Source organism: Cellvibrio zantedeschiae (assembly GCF_014652535.1).
Lineage (GTDB): Bacteria > Pseudomonadota > Gammaproteobacteria > Pseudomonadales > Cellvibrionaceae > Cellvibrio > Cellvibrio zantedeschiae.
Genome location: NZ_BMYZ01000001.1, coordinates 1,760,120 through 1,785,197, shown reverse-complemented (window position 1 = coordinate 1,785,197; position 25,078 = coordinate 1,760,120). Strand labels below are relative to the sequence as shown.

Genomic DNA, 25,078 nt, shown 5'->3' with positions numbered 1-25,078 from the left:
GTTGTGGTTCTTTGGTCAGGGTCTAATAATTTGGCGAAATTATATCACCCTTAAAGCTAAATAAATCCTGGGTAAACCAATGCTGGACAAAATAAGCCAAAGACAAAAAAGCCGCTGTTTCCAGCGGCTTTTTTTGTAGGATAAATCACTTAACTCTAAGCTGTGACTATAAGCCGTGACTTAGAAGTTATAGCGAACACCCAGGTTGTAACGGGCACCCAAATCTTGCAGGCCCACTAACTGGTTTTTGGTACGAGCGTGTGAACGGAAGTTCTCACCCGTTACGTTAATCCCTTCTAGCGACACAGACAGACCTTCAAATTGTGGTACTGCGTAGCTGATGTTGAAGTCGATTTGACTAAAGGCTTCAACGAAGGTTGGGGTTTGGCCAGCCGCTGCAAGGAACTCATCACGCCAGTTGTATGAAATACGAGAAGTGAAACCGTAGTTTTCATAAATCAAGGAGGCGTTTGCAGTATCGCTCAAGCCGGTTAACGCAAATTGGTTTTGGGTTGGATCCAACAATACGTCGTAGCCTATGTCACCGCTAACTTTGGTGTAGTTTGCAGATACACCGAAACCAGTCTCACCAAAGAAGTGCTGAACAGCGAATTCAGCACCGTGGATTTTGGCTGACTTATCGTTGAATGGAACCGTAGTGCGATAGATCAACAGCGGGCTGTCGGCTTTCGAGTTCACGTCGTACAAAGGCTCAGCCGCATCCCAGAAGGCTTGGTTGTCCTGATAAGTCCCTTGTTTACCTGCTTCAATCAACGCCGTCATAGTGAACAAACGGGTGTCATCGCTACCGTCCAGGCCCATTGCAGCCAAGGCCGCTCTGGCCGCAGTTACGCTTGCGCCTTGGGTTGGATCTTGCAGGCCGAACCAGTTTTTGTTGATTTGCTGGGTGCCTACAAAGTTCTCTACGTGCTTCTCAAACACACCGATAGACACGTAGCTTGCGTCTGCGTAATACCATTCAATGGATGCATCAAAGTTTTGTGACTTCAATGGGAGGATTGATGGATCACCAGCGCTCGCGGTTACGCGTTGGCCTGGAATGGATGGAATAGTTGCACCTGAAGGGTTGTTCAGGGTAACGGCAGAGCTCAGGTTGTTGTAAGTCGGGCGACCAATAGTTTCGTTGAAGGACACACGACCCTTAACACCTTCGGTTAACTGAATGTCGAAATCCAGGTTGGGCAGGGTGTGGGAGTAGGTTGCCTTTTGTGAGAAGGAAGTCTGGCTAGCCTGACGGTTGTAGTGGAAGTCGTTGTTACTTTCCCACGTCAAAGACAATGGCAATCTGGTTAAGGCTGACGACATTACATCTGTAGCTTCATAACGCAAACCAAGGGCTGCGTGAGTCTTCATGCCCGCAACTTCGCCTTCACGGTTCCATTGAACGTAGATAGAACGAATGTTCTCTTCAATGGTTTCGTTGTTAACTGGATCTGCAGTGAAGTGAGCTTTGCCACCGCCAGGTTGATTGGCGTATTGCTTGATTGCCCACTGGCCAATTGCACGGCCATTACCGGTAAATGCGGTAGTGGTAGCACCTTTGGTGTTGTAATCCTCAAACGCTGATGGGAAGTTAATCGCGCGTACCAGTTCGTTAGGAACATCGCCTGGATTGGTAATACCCCAGTCGCCCATAGTGGTTTGGGTAAAACCGTTGCTGGCGTTTTGTTCAGTGTTGCGTGACTCAAGACCAAAGTTAATGGTGTTTTTATCCAGCGACAAATCACCATCAACTTTGAATTGGTTGATGGTTACTTTTTGTTGGGCGCTAAACATTTGCATGATCTGGCTACTGATGTCGTCAGCGTCATACTTGCCGTTTACGTTAGGGCCAGTTGCTCTCTCTTTAAAAGTGAAAGATTGGATTGGCAGGCTATCGTTGAACGTTGCCTGGTAGCCGCCCATAACTGGAGCGGTGATGCCAACGTTAACCCAGTTGTAACCTTCCGGAGTATCCGGTCCGCTAACAGCTTCTGAGTGGTGACCATCCACTGACAGGGTCAAAGCATCGTTAACATCCCACTTAATATTCGCACCGGTAGACTTGAGCTCATCCTTCATTTGGCCATCTTGTACTGCCAAACCATGACCGCCGCCACCGCCGGCGCCATTTTGGGCGACAAAAGTAGCCGTTTTCACTGCGCCGCTATCAAAGGTAACTGCGTCGTAAGAACCGCCCTGAAACCAAATTGATTGTTCGCCACGTTGAGTGTGGTCAGTTCTGCGCGCGTAGGTGTAATCCAAAGTACCTACAACATTTTCTACTGGGCTGTACTGCAAGGTTAACTGGGCGTTATCGCGGGTTTGGGTAACGTCGGTAATTTGGTAGCGGATGTCAGTTGGAACTGAGTAGCTTTGGCCTTCTGACGGAGCGTTTTTGATGGCGCTAGCTGGAGTGTTCGGCAAATAAGCGTGGGTTGTATCCGCTGTGTGCCAAATTGCAGTGTCGTTCCAGTTGCTTACGAAAGCACCAATGTTCGCGCTGTCGCGTTTTTGGTGGCTTGCAGTCAAGGCAACGCCAAAGGTTTCATCGGACCAGCTCACAATGCCTGAAAGTTCAGGGGTAACATCGTCGCCGTTGATGTTGGTTGAATCGCTTACCAACTTGCCGCCAACACTAGCTTTAAAGCCGTTATTGTCGAGTGGGTGAGGGGTCTTGATGTTGATAGTACCGCCGATACCGCCGCTGCTAATGTCTGCACGGCCAGTTTTGTAAACCTCTACCGCAGCAATACTTTCAGAGGCAATATTCGCAAAATCAAATGAGCGGCTGGATGGAGTGCCGCCACCGGTACGGTTGGCAGTTGCACCCGGCATAGCGCGGCCATTCAACGTAATGAGGTTATAGTCCGCGCCGAAGCCACGGATGGTTACCTGCGAACCTTCACCGTTTGAGCGGCTGATAGAAACACCGGTAATACGTTGCAAAGATTCAGCAAGGTTGGTGTCTGGGAATTTACCCATATCTTCAGCGGTAATGGCATCTACCACACCTACCGAATCCTGCTTGATGTCCATGGCGCGCGCCATACTGGCTTTAATCCCGGTAACAACGATTTCTTCCGCGTCGTCCTGGGCAAAAGCAAAACCGCTTAAGCCCAAGCTCGACGATGCCACTAAAGTAGCCAGAAGCTTCTTTTTAAAGCTAACTGTTTTGTACATGGAGTTCTCCTGTGATCATTAAAAATTATATTTTTATGTCGACTATCCACTCTTGATGTAAATCCTTACTTCATCGAGGCTTTTTAAGCCCTCAACGATGCTTAGCGTCCTTAAAAGCAATTGGTTTTTGGAAAAACAAATGAAGGTTTTCAATACAAAAAGCAGAGGCTCGAAATAAATAATAAATATAATATAAATGGTTACGCTATCATTTTAATAATTGAAAAACGCGAATTGATAGCGCTGTCAATTTCGCATGAACGTCTTTTTTTTGCAACGCCCTAAAGTTAAGTTTTGATAAGGCTATGATTAATAAGATTTAATTTTAAATAATGAAGGTATAAGGAATTTTGTAAAATTTTGGCTTAAAATGATGATTGCGATGTCATTTATATTTAAAGTGACTATAAGGGGTGCGGTTTTCCTGAGCATAAGACAAATTCTGGTCTTTTTTATGCATAATCGGCGGAGTAATAAGTTTTGCGGCGTTTAGCCTGTTAGAATTCATAAAAATCAAACATAAGTGCAGACATGTTTAATCAAAACACCCCTCAAGCCATCATGTTTGCCGACGTTTCCGGCAGCTCGGCGCTTTATAAGCAGCTGGGGAATCAGGATGCCAAGGCAATCGTGGATGACGCCGTAAGCCATATGGCTGCAACGACGATTGTTCATGAAGGAACCGTAGTTAAGACTATCGGCGATGAAGTCATGGCACGTTTTGACAGTGCAGCTACAGCCTGTAGAGTTGCTATTGCGATTCAACAGCGCTCAAGCCGTGAATTTGCCGACATAGGTTTGGGAATACGCATTGGCATTGCGTTTGGCGATACGGTCGTTACGCCGACCGACGCATTTGGCGATACCGTAAACGACGCTGCATTTGTTGCGCACATTGCGCGAGCCAATCAAATAGTACTTACCCAGGGCGTGATTGATGAACTTGATGCGACGCTCATGCATCAGTGCCAATTGTTTGATCGCGTAAATATTAAGGGCGACAGTCAAAAAACCATTATCTATCGCCTTGCTTGGGAGACCTCCCAGCAAAACGATTTGTCGACTCGCGTTATGCCGATTCACGATGTAACTCGCTTCGTTTCCACCTTCCAGTTAACCTTAAAAATGGGCGACAAAATTGTCAGTATTTTGCCTGACCAAACTCCGTATTCCATTGGACGCGATCTCAATAAAGTACATTTGTATCTGGATAATTCGGTGTGCTCGCGCGAGCATTGCCACATAGAATTCCGTCGCGGAAAATATGTGCTGGTTGATCATTCCACTAATGGCACTTACGTGCACGAAGAAAATAAAACTCCCATCTATTTACGCCGTGAAGAAGCCCCATTACAAGGTACCGGCGTGATCAGTATCGGTCAGCAAGTTGATTCCAAAAATCCTTGGTTAATTCACTACCAACATTAAGACATTCATGAAAAAAAATGTAACGCCTGTCACCGAGTTCGCAGCACCCGGACTTCCCCGAATTTTTGCCGCTATGGTTTACGACAGCCTTTTATTGGCGGCAATTAGCATTGCCTATGGTGCGCTTGTTGTAGGTATTGATGTTGCAATCTTCGGCCAACCTGAAGCTGGCCAACGCATTCATTGGAGTTTGTTTGCGAAAGTTTTTATTACGCTAGGTTGGTTGTTAGTCATTACTTTTTTTTATGTTTATTTTTGGCAAAAATTTGGTCAAACCCTGGGTATGAAAACCTGGCGTATGCAATTGGTTGACGCTAATACCAATCAAATTGTGAGCTATTCACAAGCACTAAAACGTAGCGCTTTCGCCTGGTTGTCATTGTTGCTTTTGGGGATGGGTTATTGGCTAAGTTTGGTTCATCCGCAAGGCCGGTTGCTGCATGATTTGCTCAGTGGTACCAAGCTTATCCTGTTGAAGAAAAAATAAAAAACCTTCAGAAAAATCATTGCTTTTATTCATTGTTGCTAAATATATCGATCAATTCCATTACCGCTTTAGCCTCTTGAATGCTGCAGGGATTATCCCTTTCGCCGCGAAAATAGGCGTTCACTTGCTCAATCATAGGCAGCTGAATATGTTCAGGGTTGGGAATAATAAACTCTTGTTCGCCATCCGCATTGTGTAAGTGAATAACTTGCTGGCCAAAAAAGTTAATACTAATTTTTCCTTCTGTTCCTAGAATCTCGCAAGTGTCGCTGGTATGTAGTGGGTTGACTGCAAAATGCCAGCAGCCCTGGAATATGGCTCCAGAGGAAAATGTTGCATTACCTATTACGCAATCATCTGCATCATTTGATTTACGTTGGTTAAGTGCCATGCCTTGCGCATCTACTAAAGAACCAAACCATTGCAACAATAAATCCAGTTGGTGAGGTGCTAAATCGTGAAATAAACCGCCACCAGAAACTGCGGGATTCACTCGCCAGTTTTCGTCACTTTTGGCAATGATATTAGATGCCGCAGGTTGCAACATATCAATTCTGGCCAGTAGGGGTATGCCTATGGCTCCGCTCTTCAATAAGTCCGCAAATTTAATAAAGCAGGGCACATAGCGACGATAATGCGCAGCACATACTTTTGCATTTGTTCGCTGTGCAGCAGCAATAATAGGATCGCATTCGGCTGCATTTAAGGTCACAGGTTTTTCAATGTAAACCTGCTTGCCTGCCGCTATTGCGGCTAACGCAAAATCTTTATGGAATGCTGGTGGCGTTGCTATGTAAACCGCATCTATATCCGGATTTGCGAGCAGGGCAGTGGCGTCATCGTAATAAAACGCCACTTGATGGCGCTGGGCGAAATCGCGGGCTTTGTCGATGTTGCGTCGCATCACCGCTAAAAGTTGGGAGTCTTTGCTCTTGTAAAGTGCCGGGCCGCTTTTTACTTCGCATACATCACCAACGCCAATAATTCCCCAGCGAATGATTTTTCGATTGCTCATGCTATGTTCCTGTGTTGGCTTTGGTTAAAAAGTCGGCAGTTAGCGAGTTAATGCTGCGTTAATTTAGGCTAAACAGATAAAAAAAGGTATCATGCCTGGCAATTAATTTGTTTTTGGCGCATGGAAATTCCATGCGTCCATTTGCCCAATCAACACAGTAGAACGCTGTCTTATGTCATTAATTAAAATTGAAAAAGCCTATTTAAGTTACGGCCTGCAAGTCCTGTTAGATGAAGTGGATTTGGTGGTCGAAAAAGGCCACCGTCTGTGTTTGATTGGCCGCAATGGCGCAGGTAAATCCAGCTTGCTTAAAGTTATTGCTGGCGAAGTTGATTTAGATAAAGGCGAGGTTATTTTGCAAAGCGGCGTGCGCATAGCGCGCCTGGAGCAAGATTTGCCCGATGCAGACGACCGATTGGTATTTGACTCGGTTGCCTGCGCTTTTCCGGGTTTGGGTGATTTGTTGAGTGAATATCATCACCTTGCACACGGTACTGAATTTAATGACGCAACCCTGGCGCGCATGGAAAAGCTGCAGCACGATATTGAAGCGCAAGATGGCTGGGCGATGCAGCAAAAAGTGGAGTCGATTTTAACGCGCCTCGATTTGCCTGCCGACAAATACATGCGTGAACTTTCGGGAGGTTGGCGTCGCCGCGTCGCGCTTGCGCGTGCACTTGTGCTTGAGCCTGATGTGCTATTACTCGACGAGCCTACCAACCATCTGGATATTGCGGCAATTGATTGGTTGGAAAAACAATTATTAAATTTTAATGGCGCCCTGGTATTTATTACCCACGACCGTTCGCTGTTGCAAACACTTGCAACTCATATTGTGGAGCTGGACCGTGGACACCTGCGTTATTGGTCAGGTGACTACGCGAGTTATCTGGTGTATCGCGAACAAGCGCTTGCCGAAGAGGCGCGTCATAACGAATTGTTCGATAAAAAACTGGCTGAAGAAGAAGTGTGGATTCGCCAAGGGATTAAAGCGCGCCGTACTCGCAATGAAGGCCGCGTGCGCGCATTAAAAGAATTGCGCAATGTGCGTGCGGAGCGCCGCGAAGTCATTGGCAAAGCGAATTTTTCTTTAGCTACCGGCGAAGCCTCTGGAAAATTAGTTGCAGAGTTAAAAGATGTTTCCTATTCGTGGGGCAACAAGCCAATCGTAAGAAATTTTTCATCGGCGATTATTCGAGGTGACCGCATTGGTTTGGTGGGTGCGAATGGCGCTGGCAAAAGTACCTTGCTTAAATTAATTCTCGGTGAATTACAGCCACAATCAGGTTCAGTTCGCTTGGGTACTAATTTAAAAGTGGCTTATTTTGATCAATTACGCGATCAACTGGATTTAGATAAAAGTGCGGTTGATAACGTATCAGAAGGCCGTGACTTTATTGAAATCGACGGTAAAGCCAAACACATTTTTTCCTACTTGAGTGATTTTTTATTCAGCGGCGAGCGCGCTCGTACACCACTGCGTGCATTATCAGGTGGAGAGCGCAACCGCGTGCTCTTGGCAAAATTATTCAGCAAGTCGGCAAACTTGCTAGTGCTCGATGAGCCTACTAATGATCTGGATGTTGAAACACTTGAACTGCTGGAAGAAATCCTTACTGATTACGCTGGTACAGTCTTGTTGGTCAGCCATGATCGCGCATTTTTAAATAATATAGTCAGCAGCGTGATTGCATTCGAAGGCCGCGGAAACGTATTGGAATACGTGGGTGGTTACGATGATTGGATTCGTCAGGGCGGTAAATGGACTGAGGCAGATTTACCCGAGGAAGCACCAGCAATCAGCGAACCCTCTGCGTCAAATAAAACGAATGAAGTCGCTAGCACACCAAAAGTCAGTGCGCCGGTTGCAGCGCCGCGCGCCAAAAAATTAAGTTATAAATTACAAAAAGAATTTGACGATTTGCCGAAAAAAATCGAACAACTTGAGCAGCAACTGGATGCTATGAAAGCCGTAGTTGGCGCCGCCGATTTTTACTCCCAATCACCAAAAATTGTTGAAGAAAAATTGCAAGCCCTGGCGCAAGTTGAAATGGATTTGGAAGTTTGTTTTGAACGCTGGGCTGAATTGGAAGATATGCAGCAAGCCGAATGATATTGTTATTCGGCTCGAGTGTTGGGCGCTACATATACCGCTAGCACATCGCAGGTTGCGCCATGCAGTACACTGTTGGGTGTTGAGCCAAGCAACAACGCAAAACCCTTACGCCCGTGGCTGCCAACAATGATTAAATCTGCATCCTGTTGTTCAGCTAGATAGTGCAATTCGCTCGCGGGTTGTCCTACCAAAACATGTTCCTGTACAACGGGGTAATCGATATGTTTGGTAAGTTCTTGCAGCTCTTGTTCCGCGCGCTGGACTTGCTGTGTTTGAACTTCGGAGATATCGAGCGGCATATCGCCGCCATAGGCGAAGGTGATGGGTTCAAGCACGTGAGCAATGCTCAATTTAGCATTGCAACTGCGCGCAAAATTAACGGCTTTGGCAAGCACTTGCGGAGTTTCGTCCGTTAAATCTAACCCGACCAAAATGTGGCTATACAAGCAGTTGGTTTGACTCATAAAAACTCCTTATTCACTGGGCTGTTAGATTAAGCCTAGTCTTGGACAAGCAAACTAGCCAGTTGTTGTCATCTAAGAGGCAGATTTCAATGAATATTGGATTAATAATAATTTTAGTCGTAGTAGTAGCCGTGATTCTGGGGCCAATCCGAATGATGCAACCCACCGCTGCGCAAAAAACCAGGGAGAAAATGCGCCTCATGGCGCGTGCCCGCGGTGCGCACTACTCAATGCGCAATATTCCGCAACAGGCCGATGAGCAGGAAAAGCCTGCCGCTATGCCAGTGTACTTTTTGCCTCCGGCGGAAACCCAAACCGAAAAAGGCTGGATGCTTGTGCGCGCAAACTATCAACACGAGATCAATCTTTTGGGTTGGTGGGCTTGGCAGGGAGCTGCGCGAGCGTCTGATGCGGAGCTAAAGGTTTTGCATACGTATCTACCCGCTTTACCAGAATCTGTGCGCGCCCTAAGTGCAGGGAGTGAGGGGATTTATGTTTTTTGGAACGAACGCGGTGGTGAGCCCGTATTAGAGCAAGTCTTACAGCTTCTGGAGTCTTTAAAGCAAGCTGCAGAGAAGAAAACCTAGTCTGGAAGAGGTCGTTCAGGCAGCAAGTCACGGCTCATGGTTCTGCGCGAGCCTTCGATAATTTCACTCAGTTCTTTAATCATCCTTACCCGGCGTGGGTTGGGATGTAAGGACTCCATCAACAAGCTTTGGGCTTTTTGGAAATACCCCTGCGCTGAGAAACGGTCTTCCAGCGCTGCAAACTTGTAACCCTGCGCTATAAATGAAGCGACACTCACCATCAAAAACGCCCAGGAAAGCTCGCTGGTAAAGGCCTCCAGCTCTGTCTCGTTAATTTTTCCCTGGGCGCAAATATGCCGCAACACTTTAACCGCTTCGCTCAACTGCACCTGGGTTTGGGTGATTTGCGCATCGCTGTCTTTTTGATAGGTGGCGTTGGCGTGGTTTTTCCCCATAGCCAAGTCTTCCGAGCGCAGCATGGCGTGGCGGATACTATTTTCAATATGAGTTTTTAAGCCCGTTTCCAAAGCCAGGATCTGTTGTAACAGACCTATAGTTTCATCATTTATATACTTTACGAGCAGGTGGTTGGGGATTGTTTGTTCAAGACAATTAACCACGTCGACTATGGCATCTACTTGAAGCTTAAGTTTGCGTTGTTTCATCCTTCGGGCTTGTTCTTGCTCCTGTCTGCGGTTAATTGCGCTGACGATAATCAGGGCAAGAAGCGCTAGCACGACTAAAACGATTAAAACCACCATGAAACCGAACACCTGGCCAGAATTGGAACAAAAGCGGAGAAATATGTGGTTTCGCCACAAAAAATTTATTGGGAAATTTATCCGGTTTAAGCGCGCTTTAGGCCGGTTAAACTAACTCGATGATATTTAAGGATAAATATAGCAATTATTAGCATCGTTTCTAAGACTATTTTTCAGCGCCACGACGCATTTTTCAATTTATAAGATATTAACAATTGCTTGACCCCTGCAGTTTCAAGTCTTATATATGCGCACCTTTGCTGCAAAGTGACTATCCTGTAACTATCTTGATATACCGCTTTGCTACCATCTTGGCCACTAATGCCGCCAGAATTCACTTATTTCATCTATCCACCTATTAATGGAAAGACAGTTTAAACATGGGCAAATCCTTAGTTATCGTAGAATCGCCTGCTAAAGCCAAGACGATTAACAAGTATCTTGGTGCAGATTTCGTAGTGAAATCCAGTATTGGACATATTCGCGATTTACCCACCAGTGGCGGTGCCAAACCGGTCGATGCCAAAGAGCGCGCCAAACAAGCTGCCGCAACCCGCAAGCTATCCGCTGAACAGAAAGCCATTCATCAAGCGCAAAAAAGTAAAAGCCAGCTCATAAACCGCATGGGTATCGACCCTGAAAACGGGTGGGAGGCGCATTACGAAATCCTCCCCGGCAAAGAAAAAGTAGTTGATGAACTAAAAAAACTCGCCGAAAAAGCCGACACCATCTATCTCGCAACCGACTTGGATAGAGAAGGGGAAGCTATTGCCTGGCACCTGCGTGAAGCTATAGGTGGCGACCATGATCGCTATCGCCGTGTCGTGTTTAACGAAATTACTAAAACCGCTATCCAAAACGCTTTCAAAAGCCCCGGTCGCCTTGACCAGAATCGTGTAGATGCCCAACAAGCGCGCCGTTTCCTCGACCGCGTAGTGGGTTACATGGTGTCGCCGTTGCTGTGGGAGAAAGTAGCGCGTGGCTTATCAGCTGGCCGTGTACAGTCAGTTGCTGTGCGTTTAGTGGTCGAGCGCGAGCAAGAAATCCGCGCTTTTATTCCCGAAGAATACTGGACCGTATTTGCTGATCTACAAGCAGGCAAGTCCGAGCAAGTCGCATTTGAAGTAAAAAAGCAAGGCGATGAAGCCTTCAAGCCGCTCAACGAAACCCAGGCCATGGCAGCGGTTAAAGTCTTGCAGCAAGCCAGCTACAAAGTCGCTAGCCGTGAAGACAAGCCCACCCAGTCCAAGCCTTCTGCTCCTTTTATTACCTCAACCTTGCAGCAAGCGGCGAGCACCCGTTTAGGTTTTGGCGTAAAGAAAACCATGATGATGGCCCAACGCTTATACGAAGCGGGTTACATCACCTACATGCGTACCGACTCCACCAATTTGAGTAAAGACGCCGTTGAAGCTTGCCGCGACTTTATTCTTGAGTCTTACGGTAAAAAATACCTGCCGGAAAGCCCTGTGTTGTATTCCAGCAAAGAGGGCGCGCAAGAAGCGCATGAAGCGATTCGTCCATCCAGCGTGACTGTGCAGCCCAATCAGTTGAGCGGCATGGAGCGTGATGCCGAACGTTTGTACACGCTGATTTGGCAGCAATTCGTTGCTTGTCAAATGAGCCCGGCCGAATACACCAGCACGAGCGTAGTGGTGAATGCGGGCGAATTTGAGTTGCGTACACGTGGTCGTGTAGTGCGTTTTGATGGTTTCACCAAAGTGTTGCCGCAAACGGCTAAAAAAGATGAAGACGTGGTGCTGCCAGACATGAAAGTTGGTCAGGTTTTGCCATTAATTAAACTCAATCCAAACCAACATTTTACCAAACCGACTGCACGTTACACTGAAGCGAGCTTGGTAAAAGAGTTGGAAAAGCGAGCAATTGGCCGTCCGTCGACCTACGCAGCAATTATTTCCACCATTCAGGATCGTGGTTATGTGCGTGTTGAAAATCGCCGTTTCTACGCCGAAAAGATGGGTGACATAGTCACAGAGCGCTTGGTTGAAAGCTTTGATGACCTTATGGATTACAGCTTCACAGCCAACATGGAGGAGTCACTTGATGACATCGCCCAGGGCGGAAAAAAGTGGCGCAAAGTGCTCGACGATTTCTATGCAGGCTTCACTAAAAAGCTGCAGCTTGCATCTAGCGCGACCAAAGGTATGCGCGCTAACGATCCTACGGACACCGATATTCCGTGCAGCCTTTGTGGTCGCCACATGCAAATTCGCACTGGTGGTACGGGCGTGTTCCTGGGGTGCTCTGGTTATGCCTTGCCGCCTAAAGAGCGCTGCAAAAACACTATGAATTTGGTGTCCGGCCACGAAGCAGTTGATGCGGATGCGGATGAAGAGGCTGAATCCAAACAATTACGCACCAAACACCGCTGTAAAATTTGTAATTCAGCGATGGATTCATATTTGCTCGACGAATCGCGCAAAATTCATATTTGCGGCAATAATCCGGATTGCGCTGGTTACGAAGTGGAGCAGGGCAGTTATAAGCTCAAAGGCTACGAAGGCCCAACGCTTGAGTGTGACAAGTGCGGTAGTGAAATGCAGCTGAAAACCGGTCGTTTCGGTAAATATTTTGGCTGCACCAACAGCGAATGTAAGAACACTCGCAAACTCTTAAAGAGTGGTGAAGCTGCGCCGCCAAAAGTCGATCCAATTGTGATGGCAGATTTGCGCTGTGAAAAAGTTGACGATCACTACGTGCTGCGTGACGGTGCCGCCGGTTTGTTCCTGGCCGCCAGCCAGTTCCCCAAAAACCGCGAAACCCGTGCGCCTTTGGTGGCTGAATTACTGCCGTACAAAAAACAAATTGATCCTAAATATCATTTCCTGTTGTCTGCGCCAGTAACGGATCCCGATGGTAACAAAGCTATTATTCGCTTCAGTCGTAAAACCAAAGAGCAATACGTACAAACAGAAGTGGATGGAAAAGCGACTGGCTGGAAAGCTTTCTATGAGGGCGGGAAGTGGAAGGTTCACTCCAAATAAATTAAGCTCTGCATCCTCCCAAAAGACAGAAAAGTCCCAGGCTTTTCTGTCTTTTGTTTTTTCTGAATCTTGCTCAAGCCGAGTTTCTTTTATGTCCAATCTTTCCCTGACACGTGTAAACCAAAAACTCATACAGGCCAAGATATTGCTGCAAGGTGTTGATGAAGAATCACTATCGCCGGTTCACCGCAACTCGCTGCTTGAGGCTGCTGCGTTTCATCTCGTCTGCGCCCACCAGCATTATCTTCGGGAAATTGCCGAAACCTACGGACTGAAAAATATTATCGCACTGCGCAGCGAACACGATTTAATTACGGCCTTCAACGCTGCTAGAAAATACCCTGCTGAAGCACAGGAGCTTGAAGATCTACGTAAAGACCCCGCATCGTGGTTGTCGCAATTGCAGGCCTATTATGATTCGCTGTGGCGAATCCCTGTGCGACCAGACACTCAGGAAAGCGAGAATTTGATAAGCCTCGTTGACACAGAATCTATAGCTATACCAGAGATAAGCTTAAGTGTGGTTAGAGCTTGGCAAACAGATTTCACCGCTTTAGTGTTGCGCCAGCGCGAAACCAGCGCTGAATTTTGATCATAATTGCTGCAAATAACCTGAAATTCCACCTGTTAACGCCCGTACACGGCTAAATTTACCCGCAATCAGCTTAGAAGGTTGAACACAGCTAATGTCTATGGCACAATTCGCACCCTTCGTGCATAGGCTCGGTTGATTATTTTAATATTCGTATAAAAATCAATCAGTTAGCAAGAATAGAACTGCTTTAAACATTAAAGCTTAGCGGACGTGGTGAAATTGGTAGACACACCAGGTTTAGGTTCTGGCGCCGCAAGGTGTGAGAGTTCGAGTCTCTCCGTCCGCACCATACAAATTCCCAAGAGCCGCATTGCGGCTTTTTTAATATTGATCCACATCTATCTTACGAGGCAGATATGCAAGTTTCTCTCGAAACAACTTCTGGTCTAGAACGTCGTCTTACCATTGGCGTACCCGCTGAGCAAGTTGACGCTGAAGTCGAAAATCGCTTAAAGCAAGCGGCTCGTACTGTGACCATTAAAGGCTTCCGTAAGGGCAAGGTGCCAATGTCTGTTGTTCAACAACGCTTTGGTGCTGGTGTACGTCAGGAAGTGGTTGGCGATGTTATCAGCCGCTCTTTCTATGCTGCCGTTCAAAAAGAAAACGTTCGTCCAGCTGGTCAACCAGCTATCCAGGCTGTGCAATTAGCGCCAGGAAAGGATCTTCAATACGTAGCGACCTTCGAAGTTTATCCAAGCGTAACCCTGAGTGACTTGAGCGCTTACGAAATTACGCGTTACACAGCTGAAGTTACTGAAGCTGACGTAGACAACATGATTGAAGTGTTGCGCAAGCACCAAACTACCTGGGTTGCGGCTGATCGCGCTGCGGCAGATGGCGACCAGGTTAATATCGACTTTGTTGGTACTAAAGGCGGTGTTGAGTTCGCTGGTGGTAAAGCAGAAGGCCAGAACCTTGTATTGGGTTCCAACTCAATGATCCCGGGTTTTGAAGCTGGTATCGTAGGTTTGCAAGCGGGTGAAGAAAAAACTATCACTGTTACCTTCCCTGCTGACTATCAAGCTGAAGAGTTGAAAGGTGCAGAAGCTCAATTCGCAATTAAAGTAAATTCTGTATCTGCTCCACAACTGCCTGAATTAAATAAAGAATTCTTTATTAAGTTTGGTGTTGAGAAAGGCGGCGAGAAGCAATTCCGCAAAGAGGTAAAAGCGAATATGGACCGTGAGTTGTCCAACGCTTTGAAGGCCAAAGTTAAAGGTCAGGTGATGGATGCATTGTTGTCTACTCACACCACTGATTTGCCAAAAGCCTTGGTTGCTAACGAAATCGAAGTGCTGCGCAACCAAATGTTGCAACGCTTTGGTGGCCAACAACAAAACTTCGATGTGAAGTCCTTGTTGCCAGACACTATGTTCCAGGAAGAAGCGCAACGTCGCGTAACCTTGGGTTTGATTGTGGGCGAGATTGTGAAATCAGCCAAATTGAAGCCAGATGCCAAGCGCGTTAAGTCAATGATTGAAGATATTGCATCTACTTACCAAGAACCAAAAGAAGTGGTGGAATACTACAACAGCAATCCTGAATTGTTGTCTGGCGTAGAATCTGCTGTTCTGGAAGACCAGGTTGTAGACTATGTTTTGGCAGGCGCCAAAGTGACTGACCAAGCATCAGCTTACGAAGAAATCATCAAGGCTAACGCTCAACGCTAATCGTTCAAAAAAGCCGCAAAGCGCACGTTTTGCGGCCTTTCCCCCTCGCAATTTCTCTCCAATTTACGCTTGATACTGGCATATAATCAAATCACAGGTTAAGCTCCTTATTGTCCATTCTGTCGACTTAGGGCTGTCCCAAAGTTGCTGTAACCTTTGTTTAAGGATAAAAGGCAATATGTCTTACGATTACTCTAGAAATTCATCAATCGATATGGCCGGCGGCTTGGTGCCCATGGTTATTGAGCAAACCGCGCGCGGTGAACGCTCATTTGATATCTACTCCCGCTTGTTGAAAGAGCGCGTCATTTTTCTGGTTGGCCCTGTAGAGGATTACATGGCGAACTTAGTTGTTGCCCAGCTCTTGTTTTTGGAAGCTGAGAACCCAGATAAAGACATACATTTGTACATTAATTCACCTGGTGGATCTGTAACAGCCGGTATGTCAATTTACGACACTATGCAATTTATCAAGCCTGATGTAAGCACCATGTGCATTGGCCAAGCCTGCAGCATGGGTGCATTCCTGTTGAATGCCGGAGCCAAGGGTAAGCGTTTCTGCCTGCCTAACTCACGCGTAATGATTCACCAGCCAAGTGGCGGTGCCCAGGGGCAGGCGTCTGATATCCACATCCAGGCGCAAGAAATTTTGAAAATGCGTTCGCGCCTGAATGAACTCATGGCATTCCACTCGGGTCAACCGATTGAAAAAATTGAAATAGATACCGAGCGCGACAATTTTATGTCTGCCGAACAAGCTAAAGCTTATGGCTTGATTGACGATGTAATTGACAAGCGTGTTCGCTAATCCAAAGCTAAACTCTATTCGTAGCAAGTTGATGTTTAGTTATTTTGTATCAGATTAGATTCTTCCCAAGCAGATGTTTTGCTTACTAAGATGGAGTAGTTCCAATGACCGATCACACTGGTGATACTGGCGATAAAAACGGAAAGTTACTTTACTGTTCTTTTTGCGGTAAAAGCCAACATGAGGTTCGCAAGCTAATTGCTGGCCCGTCCGTATTTATTTGCGATGAGTGTGTTGATCTTTGTAACGATATTATTCGCGAAGAGATTCAAGAAAGCACAACCGAGGGTTCTTCGGACAAGTTACCCAAACCGCACGAGATTTCAGCGATTCTGGACCAATACGTTATTGGTCAGCGCCGCGCGAAAAAAGTGCTGGCTGTTGCTGTGTACAACCACTACAAGCGTTTGCGCTTGGGTTCCAAGACCAAAGAAAAAGAGCCAGTTGAACTGGGCAAAAGTAATATTTTGCTGGTTGGCCCAACTGGTAGCGGTAAAACTTTGCTCGCTGAAACCCTTGCACGCTTACTGGACGTTCCGTTCACCATCGCCGATGCGACTACGCTGACTGAAGCGGGTTACGTGGGTGAGGATGTGGAAAATATCATCCAGAAATTACTGCAAAAATGCGATTACGATGTGGATAAAGCCCAGCAGGGCATTGTGTATATCGATGAGATCGACAAGATTTCCCGCAAGTCGGACAACCCTTCGATTACGCGCGACGTATCGGGAGAGGGCGTTCAGCAAGCGCTGCTGAAATTGATTGAAGGTACTGTGGCATCTGTTCCGCCGCAGGGTGGCCGTAAGCATCCTCAGCAAGAATTTTTGCAAGTTGATACGTCTAACATTCTGTTCATTTGCGGCGGTGCATTTGCCGGTCTGGATAAGGTCATTCGCGACCGTTCCGAAAAAGGCGGTATAGGTTTTAGCGCAGAAGTTAAGAGCAAAGATGAGAAGCGTAATTTCGGCGAAACCCTGCACGATCTGGAACCGGAAGATCTGGTTAAATACGGTTTGATTCCAGAATTTGTGGGTCGTTTACCTGTAATCGCGACTTTGGATGAGCTTGATAAAGCTGCACTGATCCAAATTTTGACTGAACCTAAAAACGCGCTGACTAAACAGTACGCACGCTTGTTTGAGATGGAAGGTGTAGCTATAGATTTCCGTCCTGACGCGCTTGATGCTGTTGCGGCGCGAGCGATGGAGCGTAAAACCGGTGCCCGTGGTTTGCGTTCTATTATGGAAAACGTTCTGCTCGATACCATGTATAAAATCCCCTCTGAGGAAAACGTCGTCAAAGTAGTTGTTGACGAGTCTGTAATCAAAGGTGAATCAGAACCATTGTTGGTTTATGAAAACATGGATATGCCTGCAAAAGCAGCTTCGGATGAATAATCTGTACTGCTGATTTATTGAACGAAATGCATAAAAAGGGCGCTATTTAGCGCCCTTTTTACTTATTTAGCGCCAATAAACTTGTAATTCAAGAAACTTCCCCCACTCTTAATAGGGTAAATGAGGTCTTTACCTCAACCTGTGAGGATGCCTAATGGAAACACAAGATTTTACTCCGCAAGTATTAAATGAATTGCCACTTTTGCCGCTGCGTGACGTAGTGGTTTATCCGCATATGGTTACCCCATTGTTTGTGGGGCGCCAAAAGTCGATAGAAGCGCTTGAAAAAGCCATGGCTGCCGATAAGCATGTCTTATTAGTTGCTCAAAAAAATCCATCGCTTGACGATCCCAAAGCTGAAGATCTTTACAGCGTGGGGACGATTGCGTCGATCCTGCAATTATTGAAGCTGCCTGACGGCACTGTGAAAGTTCTTATTGAGGGCAAAGAGCGCGCTCAAATCGAAAAAGTCGAAGAGCTGGAAACACACTTCAAAGCCCAGATATCTCCGCTTGCAGAAGTAGGAGTATCCAGCTCGGAAGCTCATGCAATGGTTTCCGCCGCTGTAAGCCAATTTGAGCAATACGTTAACTTAAGCAAGAAAGTTCCTGCTGAAGTGATTACCTCGCTCTCGGGCATTGATGATCCGGGCCGTTTGACTGACACCATTGCAGCGCATATGTCGCTGGAGCTTGCGCAGAAGCAAGCCATTCTCGAAATTATCGACGTTCGCGCTCGCCTTGATCACCTGCTGGGCTTGATGGACACCGAAGTCGATGTGTTTCAGGTCGAGAAAAAAATTCGTGGTCGCGTCAAAAAGCAAATGGAAAAAAGCCAGCGTGAGTACTATTTGAATGAGCAAATAAAAGCTATTCAAAAAGAACTTGGCGAGATGGGCGAAGATGTAAGCGAAGCCGACGAGATTGAGAAAAAAATCGCCGCGGCGGGTATGCCCAAAGATGCTGAAGATAAAGCTCGCGCTGAAGCCAACAAATTAAAAATGATGTCGCCCATGTCGGCCGAAGCATCTGTGTTGCGCGCCTATATTGACTGGATGGTTAAAGTGCCTTGGTCAAAACGCAGCAAGGTGCGTCATGATTTGATTCGCGCTGAAGAGGTGTTGAATAAAGATCACTTTGGTTTGGATGAAGTTAAAGAACGCATCCTTGAATATCTCGCAGTGCAGCAGCGCGTGAAAAAAATTAAAGGCCCGATTTTGTGTTTGGTCGGCCCACCAGGTGTGGGGAAAACCTCCCTTGGTGAATCCATTGCGCGTGCAACTAATCGTGAATTTGTGCGCATGGCGTTGGGTGGAGTGCGCGACGAAGCTGAAATTCGCGGCCATAGAAGAACATATATAGGTTCTTTGCCGGGAAAACTTATCCAGAAAATGGCGAAAGTCGGTGTAAAAAATCCACTGTTTTTGCTCGATGAAATCGACAAGATGGGTATGGACAATCGCGGTGATCCGGCATCTGCATTGTTGGAGGTTTTAGACCCAGAACAAAATAATCATTTCAACGATCACTATCTCGAAGTTGATTACGATTTGTCAGACGTGATGTTTGTCTGTACGTCTAACTCGATGAATATTCCTGGTCCTTTGCTGGACCGTTTGGAAGTCATTCGTATCCCGGGTTACACCGAAGACGAAAAGCTCAGTATTGCAACGCGTTATTTGATTCCAAAACAAATGAAAGCCAATGGCTTGAAAGAGAATGAAGTAGAAATCAAACCCGAAGTAATTCGCGACATAGTGCGTTACTACACGCGTGAGGCTGGTGTACGCGGTTTGGAGCGTGAAATTGCGAAGCTCTGCCGTAAGATCGTGACTCGTCATGTGAAGCTGAAAAAGCTAACCGTGGATGTTATCGATTCCGCTGAGCTTGAAGACTTGTTGGGTGTTCACAAATTTGATTTCGGCAAAGCTGAAACTAAAAATCAGGTCGGTCAAGTTACAGGGTTGGCGTGGACGCAAGTTGGCGGTGAATTGCTAACCATTGAGTCGTCTGCAGTTACTGGTAAAGGGCGCATCATCAAAACCGGTTCTTTGGGCGATGTGATGCAAGAGTCAATTCAAGCGGCTTTAACTGTGGTGAGATCACGTGCACAGGTATTGGGGATCGCCCCCGATTACCACGAGAAAGTGGATATTCATATTCACGTTCCAGAGGGGGCTACGCCAAAAGATGGACCTAGTGCAGGTATCGCTATGTGTACGGCGTTGGTATCTGTGCAGACAGGTATTCCAGTTCGTGCAGATGTAGCAATGACCGGTGAAATTACCTTGCGTGGAGAAGTCTTACGCATTGGCGGTTTGAAAGAGAAGTTGTTGGCCGCGCATCGTGGCGGTATTAAAACTGTCGTTATCCCCGCCGGTAATGAGCGTGACTTAAAAGAAATTCCTGCCAACATCAAAGCAGATCTTTCAATCAAGCCGGTTCAATGGATTGATGAGGTGTTAGAAATCGCACTTCAACATATGCCTAAGCCGCTTTCAGATGAGGAATATCGCGCGTTGGAACAGGCCGCACAAAAATCAGATGCAGCGCGCATTAGCACTCATTAATCTTTAATGTGTTAAAACGACACAGTGTCGCCAAGGATGGCGATTATAAAATGAACAAAATTCAAATTGCTGAATATAAAGTTTGATGTTTCCTTGACCCTCCTCTCCTCAGTTGGTATAAATCGCAGTTCATTTAATGTATAGGCCGCGCATTGCTTGCTCCAGCAGGGGGAAGGGCGCAAATTAGTTGAACAAATAATCAGAAAGGGGTCATGTGTGAACAAAACTGAACTTATCGAAGCGATTGCCGCCTCAGCAGATATTCCAAAAGCAGCCGCTGGTCGCGCCTTGGATGCAGTTGTAGAAAATATCACTAATGCCCTTAAGAGTGGTGATTCAGTTGTATTGGTTGGATTTGGTACTTTCGCTGTTAAAGAGCGTGCTGCACGTACCGGTCGCAACCCACAAACTGGTAAAGAAATTCAAATTGCTGCGTCAAAAGTACCAGGTTTTAAAGCCGGTAAAGCATTGAAAGACGCTGTGAATTAATCTTTTTATTGCTGCCGACTTCTGTTCATCACGTTGGTGGTAGGGTAGGAAAAAGGCGCATTGTAAAGTGCGCCTTTTTTATTAATTGTATTTATAAAACATCTGTTATCAATGCAAAGCAGACGAGATTTTGAATGCTTTGTGTGAATAAGTTAGTGAGTCTGTTGGGAGTTTAAAATGCTACAAGAATTGCGCGACAAGTCTACGGGCATGATTGCAAAAATTATCATTGGTTTCATTATTGTAATTTTTGCATTGTTCGGCACTGAGGCTCTTTTTCAGAATTATGGTGCAGCTGACAAAGCGATCACTGTTAATGGTGAAAAAATCACCGAAGATGATATTGCGCGCGGTATTCAAAATCGCAAACAACAAATTCTAAATCGTTATGGTGAATCAGTTCCCGCTGAATACCTTACCGACGAAAAGCTACGCCAGCCTGTTATCGAGAGTTTAATTCAGCGTGAATTGTTAGCTCAGGTAGCGAAAAAAGGTGGTTTAGCTGCAAACTCCGCTGCAATCAACAATGAGATAGCAACTACACCAGCGTTCCAACAAGACGGTGTTTTTAATCAGGAAAGATTTTTGCAAATATTGCGTTACCAAGGGTTAACGCCCGCAAATTATCAAAATGTGATTGCTGAGGAGACTGTGATTAATCAGTTGCAATTTGCGATCGCTTACACTTCGTTTGTGACTCCAGCAGAACTTAAAAATATCATTGGCTTGAGTTTTCAATCACGTGATTTCAATTACTTTGTAATCCCTAGCGAATCAGTAGAAAAAAACGTTGTTGTTGACGATAAAGATATTAAAGCGCATTACGATGCGAATGCAGCAACTTACACAACTCCAGAACAAGTTGCGGTTGATTATATTGAATTAAGCACTGGCGAGCTCGCAAAAAATATTGCCGTGACTGATGACCAGGTTCAAAAACAATATGAGCAAAACACCAAGGCATTTGTTGCGAAAACCGAACGTCAAGCTGCGCATATTTTATTTGAAGGTGCAGATGCGCAAAAACGAGCTGAAGAAGTTAAAGCCAAGCTAGCCGCAGGTGAAGATTTTGCGAAATTGGCGGGCGAATTTTCAACTGACGCGGGCTCAAAAAATCAAGGCGGTGATCTCGGTTTCTCAGCTGGTGATGCATTCCCAACAGAATTCGAATCAGCCTTGGCTAAATTAAAAGTGGGCGAAGTTTCTGCACCGGTTAAAACCGAAGCTGGTGTTCACATTATCAAGTTGATTTCAGAGCGCGGGTCTAAAGCTCCAACTTTTGAAGAAGCTAAAGCAGGCATTATTGATCAATTGAAGCGCAGCGAAGCAGAAAGCCAATTTGGTATTAAATTAGAAAAGCTAAAAGACCGGGCCTTTAACGCTGACAATCTCGGTGAGGTTGCTAATGAGTTAGGCTTAACTGCGCAAAATACAGGCTTGTTTAGTAAAACAGGTGGCAAAGATCTCACAGCAAATAATGCGTTTGTAACTGCTGCTTTTTCTCCAGAAGTTTTGGAGGAGGGCAATGCCAGCGATATTATTGAGTTGGAACCAAGCCGCGTTATTGTGTTGAAGAAAACAGATCGCAAACCTGCACAATTGCAACCGCTGGATTCAGTAAAAGATCAAATTGCTACTGTTGTTCGCGCTGAAAAAGTTCAGGCGCTGTTGTCAAAGCAAGCGCAAGACGTTATTGCGGCAATCAATACCGGGGCCTCAATTGCAGATCAAGCCAAGGCACTTGGTTTGGAGCTTAAGGCCGCAACGGGTATTACGCGTAATGATAGCGCTACTGATAGAGACGTATTGCAATATGCGTTCAGCCTGGCAGCTCCGGCTAGCGATAAGCCAGTTTCTGGCAGTGTAAGAACTGCTAAGGGCGACTATGCAGTCGTAGCTCTGAGTGGAGTACATTTAGCTGGGGAAGAGAAAGTTCCTGCTGAGCAGCGTGCAGCAATTGCTTCACAATTGGCTAATATCAATGGTGGATATGATTTCAAGAGCTTCCAATCGCATTTGCAAGAAGTTGCTAAAATCAAGCAGTGATGCAAATAGGTTCGGTAAAAAGAGCTGCTTGCAGCTCTTTTTTTATGCTTCACACTTAAGGTTTGCGGGAAATTTATACAATGAACTCGGTGACACAAGATGTACTAGTTTGGTTAAATTCCGTGGTGATTGGATTAAATCTATGTCCATTTGCTGGAAAGCCAACTCGTGAAAATCGGGTTAGATTTAGTGTCAGCGAAGCGACCACTGAAGAAGCTGTCTTGAAAGATCTTGTTTCAGAAATGGAGTTGTTGGATAAAACACCTGTGGCTGAGTTGGAAACAACCTTGGTAATTATTCCCAATGCGCTGCAGGATTTTTTTGACTACACCCAATGCCTGGGCTGGGCGCAAGCGCAATTAAAGCGGCAAGGTTGGTTAGGTGTTTATCAGTTGGCGAGTTTTCATCCTGATTATTGTTTTGCGGGTGCTGAGCCTGATGATGTTGAAAATCTTACGAATCGTTCGCCTTATCCAATTATTCACATTATCCGTGAAGCCAGTTTGGAAAAAGCCTTGGAATATTTTGACGATGTGGATGAAGTTCCCGAGCGTAATAAAGTCTGTGTTGCAGCCTTAACTGCAGAACAAAAGAAAAAATTATTTCCTTATTTATTCAAATTGTAAAACGATAGAAAAATTAAATCCTAGGTGTCAGCAATTGTGAAACGGTTGCGGCCACCTTCTTTTGATTGATAGAGAGCAGCATCTGCTTTTTCAATCCATGCGCGATGATCCACAATTTTATCAGTCAGTTGCGCAAGTCCCATACTGATAGTAAATCTAACTTGTTGGCCTTCAGAAACTACAACCATTTTCTCCACACTGGAGCGCAATCTCTCGGCAAAAACACTTGCGCCTTGTGCGTCGGTTCCTGTGAGTATTACGCCAAACTCTTCGCCACCGTAACGCCCTGCGATATCCAAGTCGCGAACTTGTTCTTTTAGCGCACGGCTAACTTGTCGGATTACATCGTCGCCCACAGTATGGCCGTATTTATCGTTAACTTTCTTAAAGTGGTCGATATCCATCATGATCAAAGTAGACGCCTGATCATAACGATCATAGCGTTTGAATTCCTGGATAAGACGCAACTCCCAGTAGCCGCGGTTAAAGAGGCCGGTAAGATGATCCGTGCGACTAAGGTTTTGTAATTGGTTGTTAGCGTGCTGTTGCGCCATTTTATTAATGGCAGTGTCGGTCACGTCATAAATGATCAGGCAAATCTGTTCAACGTGGCCTTTTGAATCCATTAAGGGAATGATAGTGCTATTTTGGTACATGTGTTCCGCAGTGCCGGTAATAGGGCGGTAATGCGGAAAGCGGAATAGGTAAGGGCGCTGTTCCCACGTGGTAAAGGTGGCGTTTTGGAGAACAAATACGGATTGGGCTTTATGTTTAAACCAGCCTTCTGAAAGCTCTGGGAAAACACTGAAAATGCTGCGTTGTAAAACGTCTTCCGGGGTTTTGCCGCTATGGTTTTGCATAAAGCTATTCCACATAACGACGTGATAATTTTTATCCATGACCACCAGGCCAACGTCAATGTTTTGCAGAACGTCCATTAGCCAATGAACATCCTCAAAAAACTTACTAATTTCTGAATTGGTCGTGGTCATTCGAGGCAGCTATTAGTCGAGTAAGTAATTAAGTTTTTCCACCAATCCTGAGATGGAATGCTCGGCAATCACGATCAATAAATCGCAATTAATCTTATGGTTTTCAATAGAGTAGTTGATTTCAACCACTAATGCCTGCTTCCAGGTCATATTGTTGTTCTGCAGTAAATCCGTAATGTTACAGTGCTGCCCCAACAACATTGGGGGGCCAAAACTGAAATGGGTATCGAGTTGTTCTGCTAAACCTTTTAAACAAGCGCCATTGAGTACGTTGGCGGTATCCATCAATAGCTCGTATTCGGCCTGCTCATCGGCAACCCGGTCATATTTGAGTAGCTTGGCTAAATCGTTGAAATCTGTGCCATTAAAAATAAGCATCGCCTCGCCAGCGATCCCGCCCCCAATAAACCCTTGGCAAACCCCGTGCACTACATCGTTACTTTCACGGTTTAATGAATGAAGCGCCATTGCGATATCGGTGGGGTTAAGAATGCTTACATGGGGTATGGAAAGCACAACAAAAACATCCAGTAACCTTGCTAGTCGATCACCTGCGCGCCCCATGGCTACGTTGGTGATTTCTTGCAGGCAGTCGCGTTGATCTTCCGTAAGGAGGTGTGCGTGCATAGTTATAATCATGCTAATCAGGTTTAAGTTATTCCAAGCTTAGCAGTTGTGTAGCAATATGCGATTGACTTGTTAAAAATTGTGTCACTTTGTTGATTTCTTTGGCAAAAAGTGCGTTTCATCCCTCGCTTCCGGGGTTTTTATCAAGCTTTGAGTGCCTCTTAAAGTGTAATACCATGCAGAAATTCAATCTTCATCGGGGCTAATTCGTCCTTTGCTAAGGCTTGCTTGATGGCAGCAAAACGACAATTGTGTATTGGACTTTAACGG

General features: G+C 45.9%; 19 protein-coding genes and 1 tRNA gene. 14 read left to right on the top strand and 6 right to left on the bottom strand.

Going from position 1 to position 25,078, the window contains the following annotated elements; all coding sequences use genetic code 11:
- Positions 1-180: 180 nt before the first annotated feature.
- Positions 181-3,183 (bottom strand): TonB-dependent receptor, encoded by a 3,003-nt coding sequence (locus IE104_RS07915; protein ID WP_189417334.1) that lies wholly within the window; start codon positions 3,181-3,183, stop codon positions 181-183.
- A gap of 531 nt (positions 3,184-3,714) precedes the next feature.
- Between IE104_RS07915 and IE104_RS07910 the strand changes: the two genes are divergently transcribed.
- Both IE104_RS07910 and IE104_RS07905 read left to right on the top strand, forming a co-directional pair.
- Positions 3,715-4,611: an adenylate/guanylate cyclase domain-containing protein gene (locus tag IE104_RS07910; RefSeq protein WP_189417333.1), complete on the top strand. Its 897-nt coding sequence runs from the start codon at positions 3,715-3,717 to the stop codon at positions 4,609-4,611.
- 7 nt (positions 4,612-4,618) lie between these two features.
- Positions 4,619-5,098, top strand: coding sequence for an RDD family protein (locus IE104_RS07905; protein ID WP_189417331.1), 480 nt, complete (start codon positions 4,619-4,621; stop codon positions 5,096-5,098).
- 25 nt (positions 5,099-5,123) lie between these two features.
- On the opposite strand, the gene IE104_RS07900 is transcribed toward IE104_RS07905, so the two are convergent.
- Positions 5,124-6,113 carry a Gfo/Idh/MocA family protein gene (locus tag IE104_RS07900; protein ID WP_189417329.1) on the bottom strand — a complete coding sequence of 330 codons (990 nt, stop codon included), beginning with the start codon at positions 6,111-6,113 and terminating at the stop codon, positions 5,124-5,126.
- Between the two features lie 172 nt (positions 6,114-6,285).
- Between IE104_RS07900 and IE104_RS07895 the strand changes: the two genes are divergently transcribed.
- On the top strand, positions 6,286-8,226 hold the full coding sequence (locus IE104_RS07895; protein ID WP_189417327.1) for an ATP-binding cassette domain-containing protein: 1,941 nt from the start codon (positions 6,286-6,288) through the stop codon (positions 8,224-8,226).
- A gap of 5 nt (positions 8,227-8,231) precedes the next feature.
- On the opposite strand, the gene IE104_RS07890 is transcribed toward IE104_RS07895, so the two are convergent.
- Entirely contained in the window at positions 8,232-8,693 is a 462-nt protein-coding gene (locus tag IE104_RS07890) for a universal stress protein (protein ID WP_189417318.1), read from the bottom strand.
- 89 nt (positions 8,694-8,782) lie between these two features.
- Between IE104_RS07890 and IE104_RS07885 the strand changes: the two genes are divergently transcribed.
- On the top strand, positions 8,783-9,280 hold the full coding sequence (locus tag IE104_RS07885; RefSeq protein WP_189417316.1) for a hypothetical protein: 498 nt from the start codon (positions 8,783-8,785) through the stop codon (positions 9,278-9,280).
- Here the strand turns inward: IE104_RS07885 and IE104_RS07880 are convergent.
- Positions 9,277-9,981, bottom strand: coding sequence for a hypothetical protein (locus IE104_RS07880; RefSeq protein WP_189417314.1), 705 nt, complete (start codon positions 9,979-9,981; stop codon positions 9,277-9,279). The two genes, IE104_RS07885 and IE104_RS07880, sit on opposite strands and share 4 nt — an antisense overlap.
- 380 nt (positions 9,982-10,361) lie before the next feature.
- Here IE104_RS07880 and topA point away from each other — a divergent pair, with 380 nt between their 5' ends.
- The 10 genes from topA (at position 10,362) to IE104_RS07830 (ending at position 23,189) form a co-directional block, all read left to right on the top strand.
- Positions 10,362-12,986: a type I DNA topoisomerase gene (topA, locus tag IE104_RS07875; protein WP_189417312.1), complete on the top strand. Its 2,625-nt coding sequence runs from the start codon at positions 10,362-10,364 to the stop codon at positions 12,984-12,986.
- A 91-nt stretch (positions 12,987-13,077) separates the two neighbouring features.
- Positions 13,078-13,578, top strand: a complete 501-nt coding sequence (locus tag IE104_RS07870) for a DUF6586 family protein (RefSeq protein WP_189417310.1) — start codon at positions 13,078-13,080, stop codon at positions 13,576-13,578.
- Between the two features lie 207 nt (positions 13,579-13,785).
- Positions 13,786-13,870: transfer RNA gene (locus IE104_RS07865), tRNA-Leu, on the top strand.
- 67 nt (positions 13,871-13,937) lie between these two features.
- Positions 13,938-15,251 (top strand): trigger factor, encoded by a 1,314-nt coding sequence (gene tig / locus IE104_RS07860; RefSeq protein ID WP_189417308.1) that lies wholly within the window; start codon positions 13,938-13,940, stop codon positions 15,249-15,251.
- Between the two features lie 178 nt (positions 15,252-15,429).
- Positions 15,430-16,059, top strand: a complete 630-nt coding sequence (gene clpP, locus IE104_RS07855) for an ATP-dependent Clp endopeptidase proteolytic subunit ClpP (protein ID WP_189417305.1) — start codon at positions 15,430-15,432, stop codon at positions 16,057-16,059.
- Between the two features lie 104 nt (positions 16,060-16,163).
- Entirely contained in the window at positions 16,164-17,459 is a 1,296-nt protein-coding gene (clpX, locus tag IE104_RS07850; RefSeq protein ID WP_189417303.1) for an ATP-dependent Clp protease ATP-binding subunit ClpX, read from the top strand.
- A gap of 154 nt (positions 17,460-17,613) precedes the next feature.
- Positions 17,614-20,028: an endopeptidase La gene (gene lon / locus IE104_RS07845; protein WP_189417301.1), complete on the top strand. Its 2,415-nt coding sequence runs from the start codon at positions 17,614-17,616 to the stop codon at positions 20,026-20,028.
- A 156-nt stretch (positions 20,029-20,184) separates the two neighbouring features.
- Positions 20,185-20,517, top strand: a complete 333-nt coding sequence (hbs, locus tag IE104_RS07840; protein WP_189417298.1) for a non-specific DNA-binding protein Hbs — start codon at positions 20,185-20,187, stop codon at positions 20,515-20,517.
- Between the two features lie 177 nt (positions 20,518-20,694).
- The gene (locus IE104_RS07835; RefSeq protein ID WP_189417294.1) at positions 20,695-22,563 is read left to right on the top strand and encodes a SurA N-terminal domain-containing protein; all 1,869 of its coding nucleotides are present in this window, start codon (positions 20,695-20,697) and stop codon (positions 22,561-22,563) included.
- A gap of 80 nt (positions 22,564-22,643) precedes the next feature.
- Positions 22,644-23,189 carry a DUF1415 domain-containing protein gene (locus IE104_RS07830; RefSeq protein WP_189417292.1) on the top strand — a complete coding sequence of 182 codons (546 nt, stop codon included), beginning with the start codon at positions 22,644-22,646 and terminating at the stop codon, positions 23,187-23,189.
- A gap of 20 nt (positions 23,190-23,209) precedes the next feature.
- On the opposite strand, the gene IE104_RS07825 is transcribed toward IE104_RS07830, so the two are convergent.
- Together IE104_RS07825 and IE104_RS07820 are read right to left on the bottom strand one after the other, a co-directional pair.
- On the bottom strand, positions 23,210-24,181 hold the full coding sequence (locus IE104_RS07825; protein ID WP_229837714.1) for a sensor domain-containing diguanylate cyclase: 972 nt from the start codon (positions 24,179-24,181) through the stop codon (positions 23,210-23,212).
- Positions 24,182-24,193: 12 nt separating this feature from the next.
- Entirely contained in the window at positions 24,194-24,808 is a 615-nt protein-coding gene (locus tag IE104_RS07820) for a histidine kinase (protein WP_189417289.1), read from the bottom strand.
- Positions 24,809-25,078 lie beyond the last annotated feature (270 nt).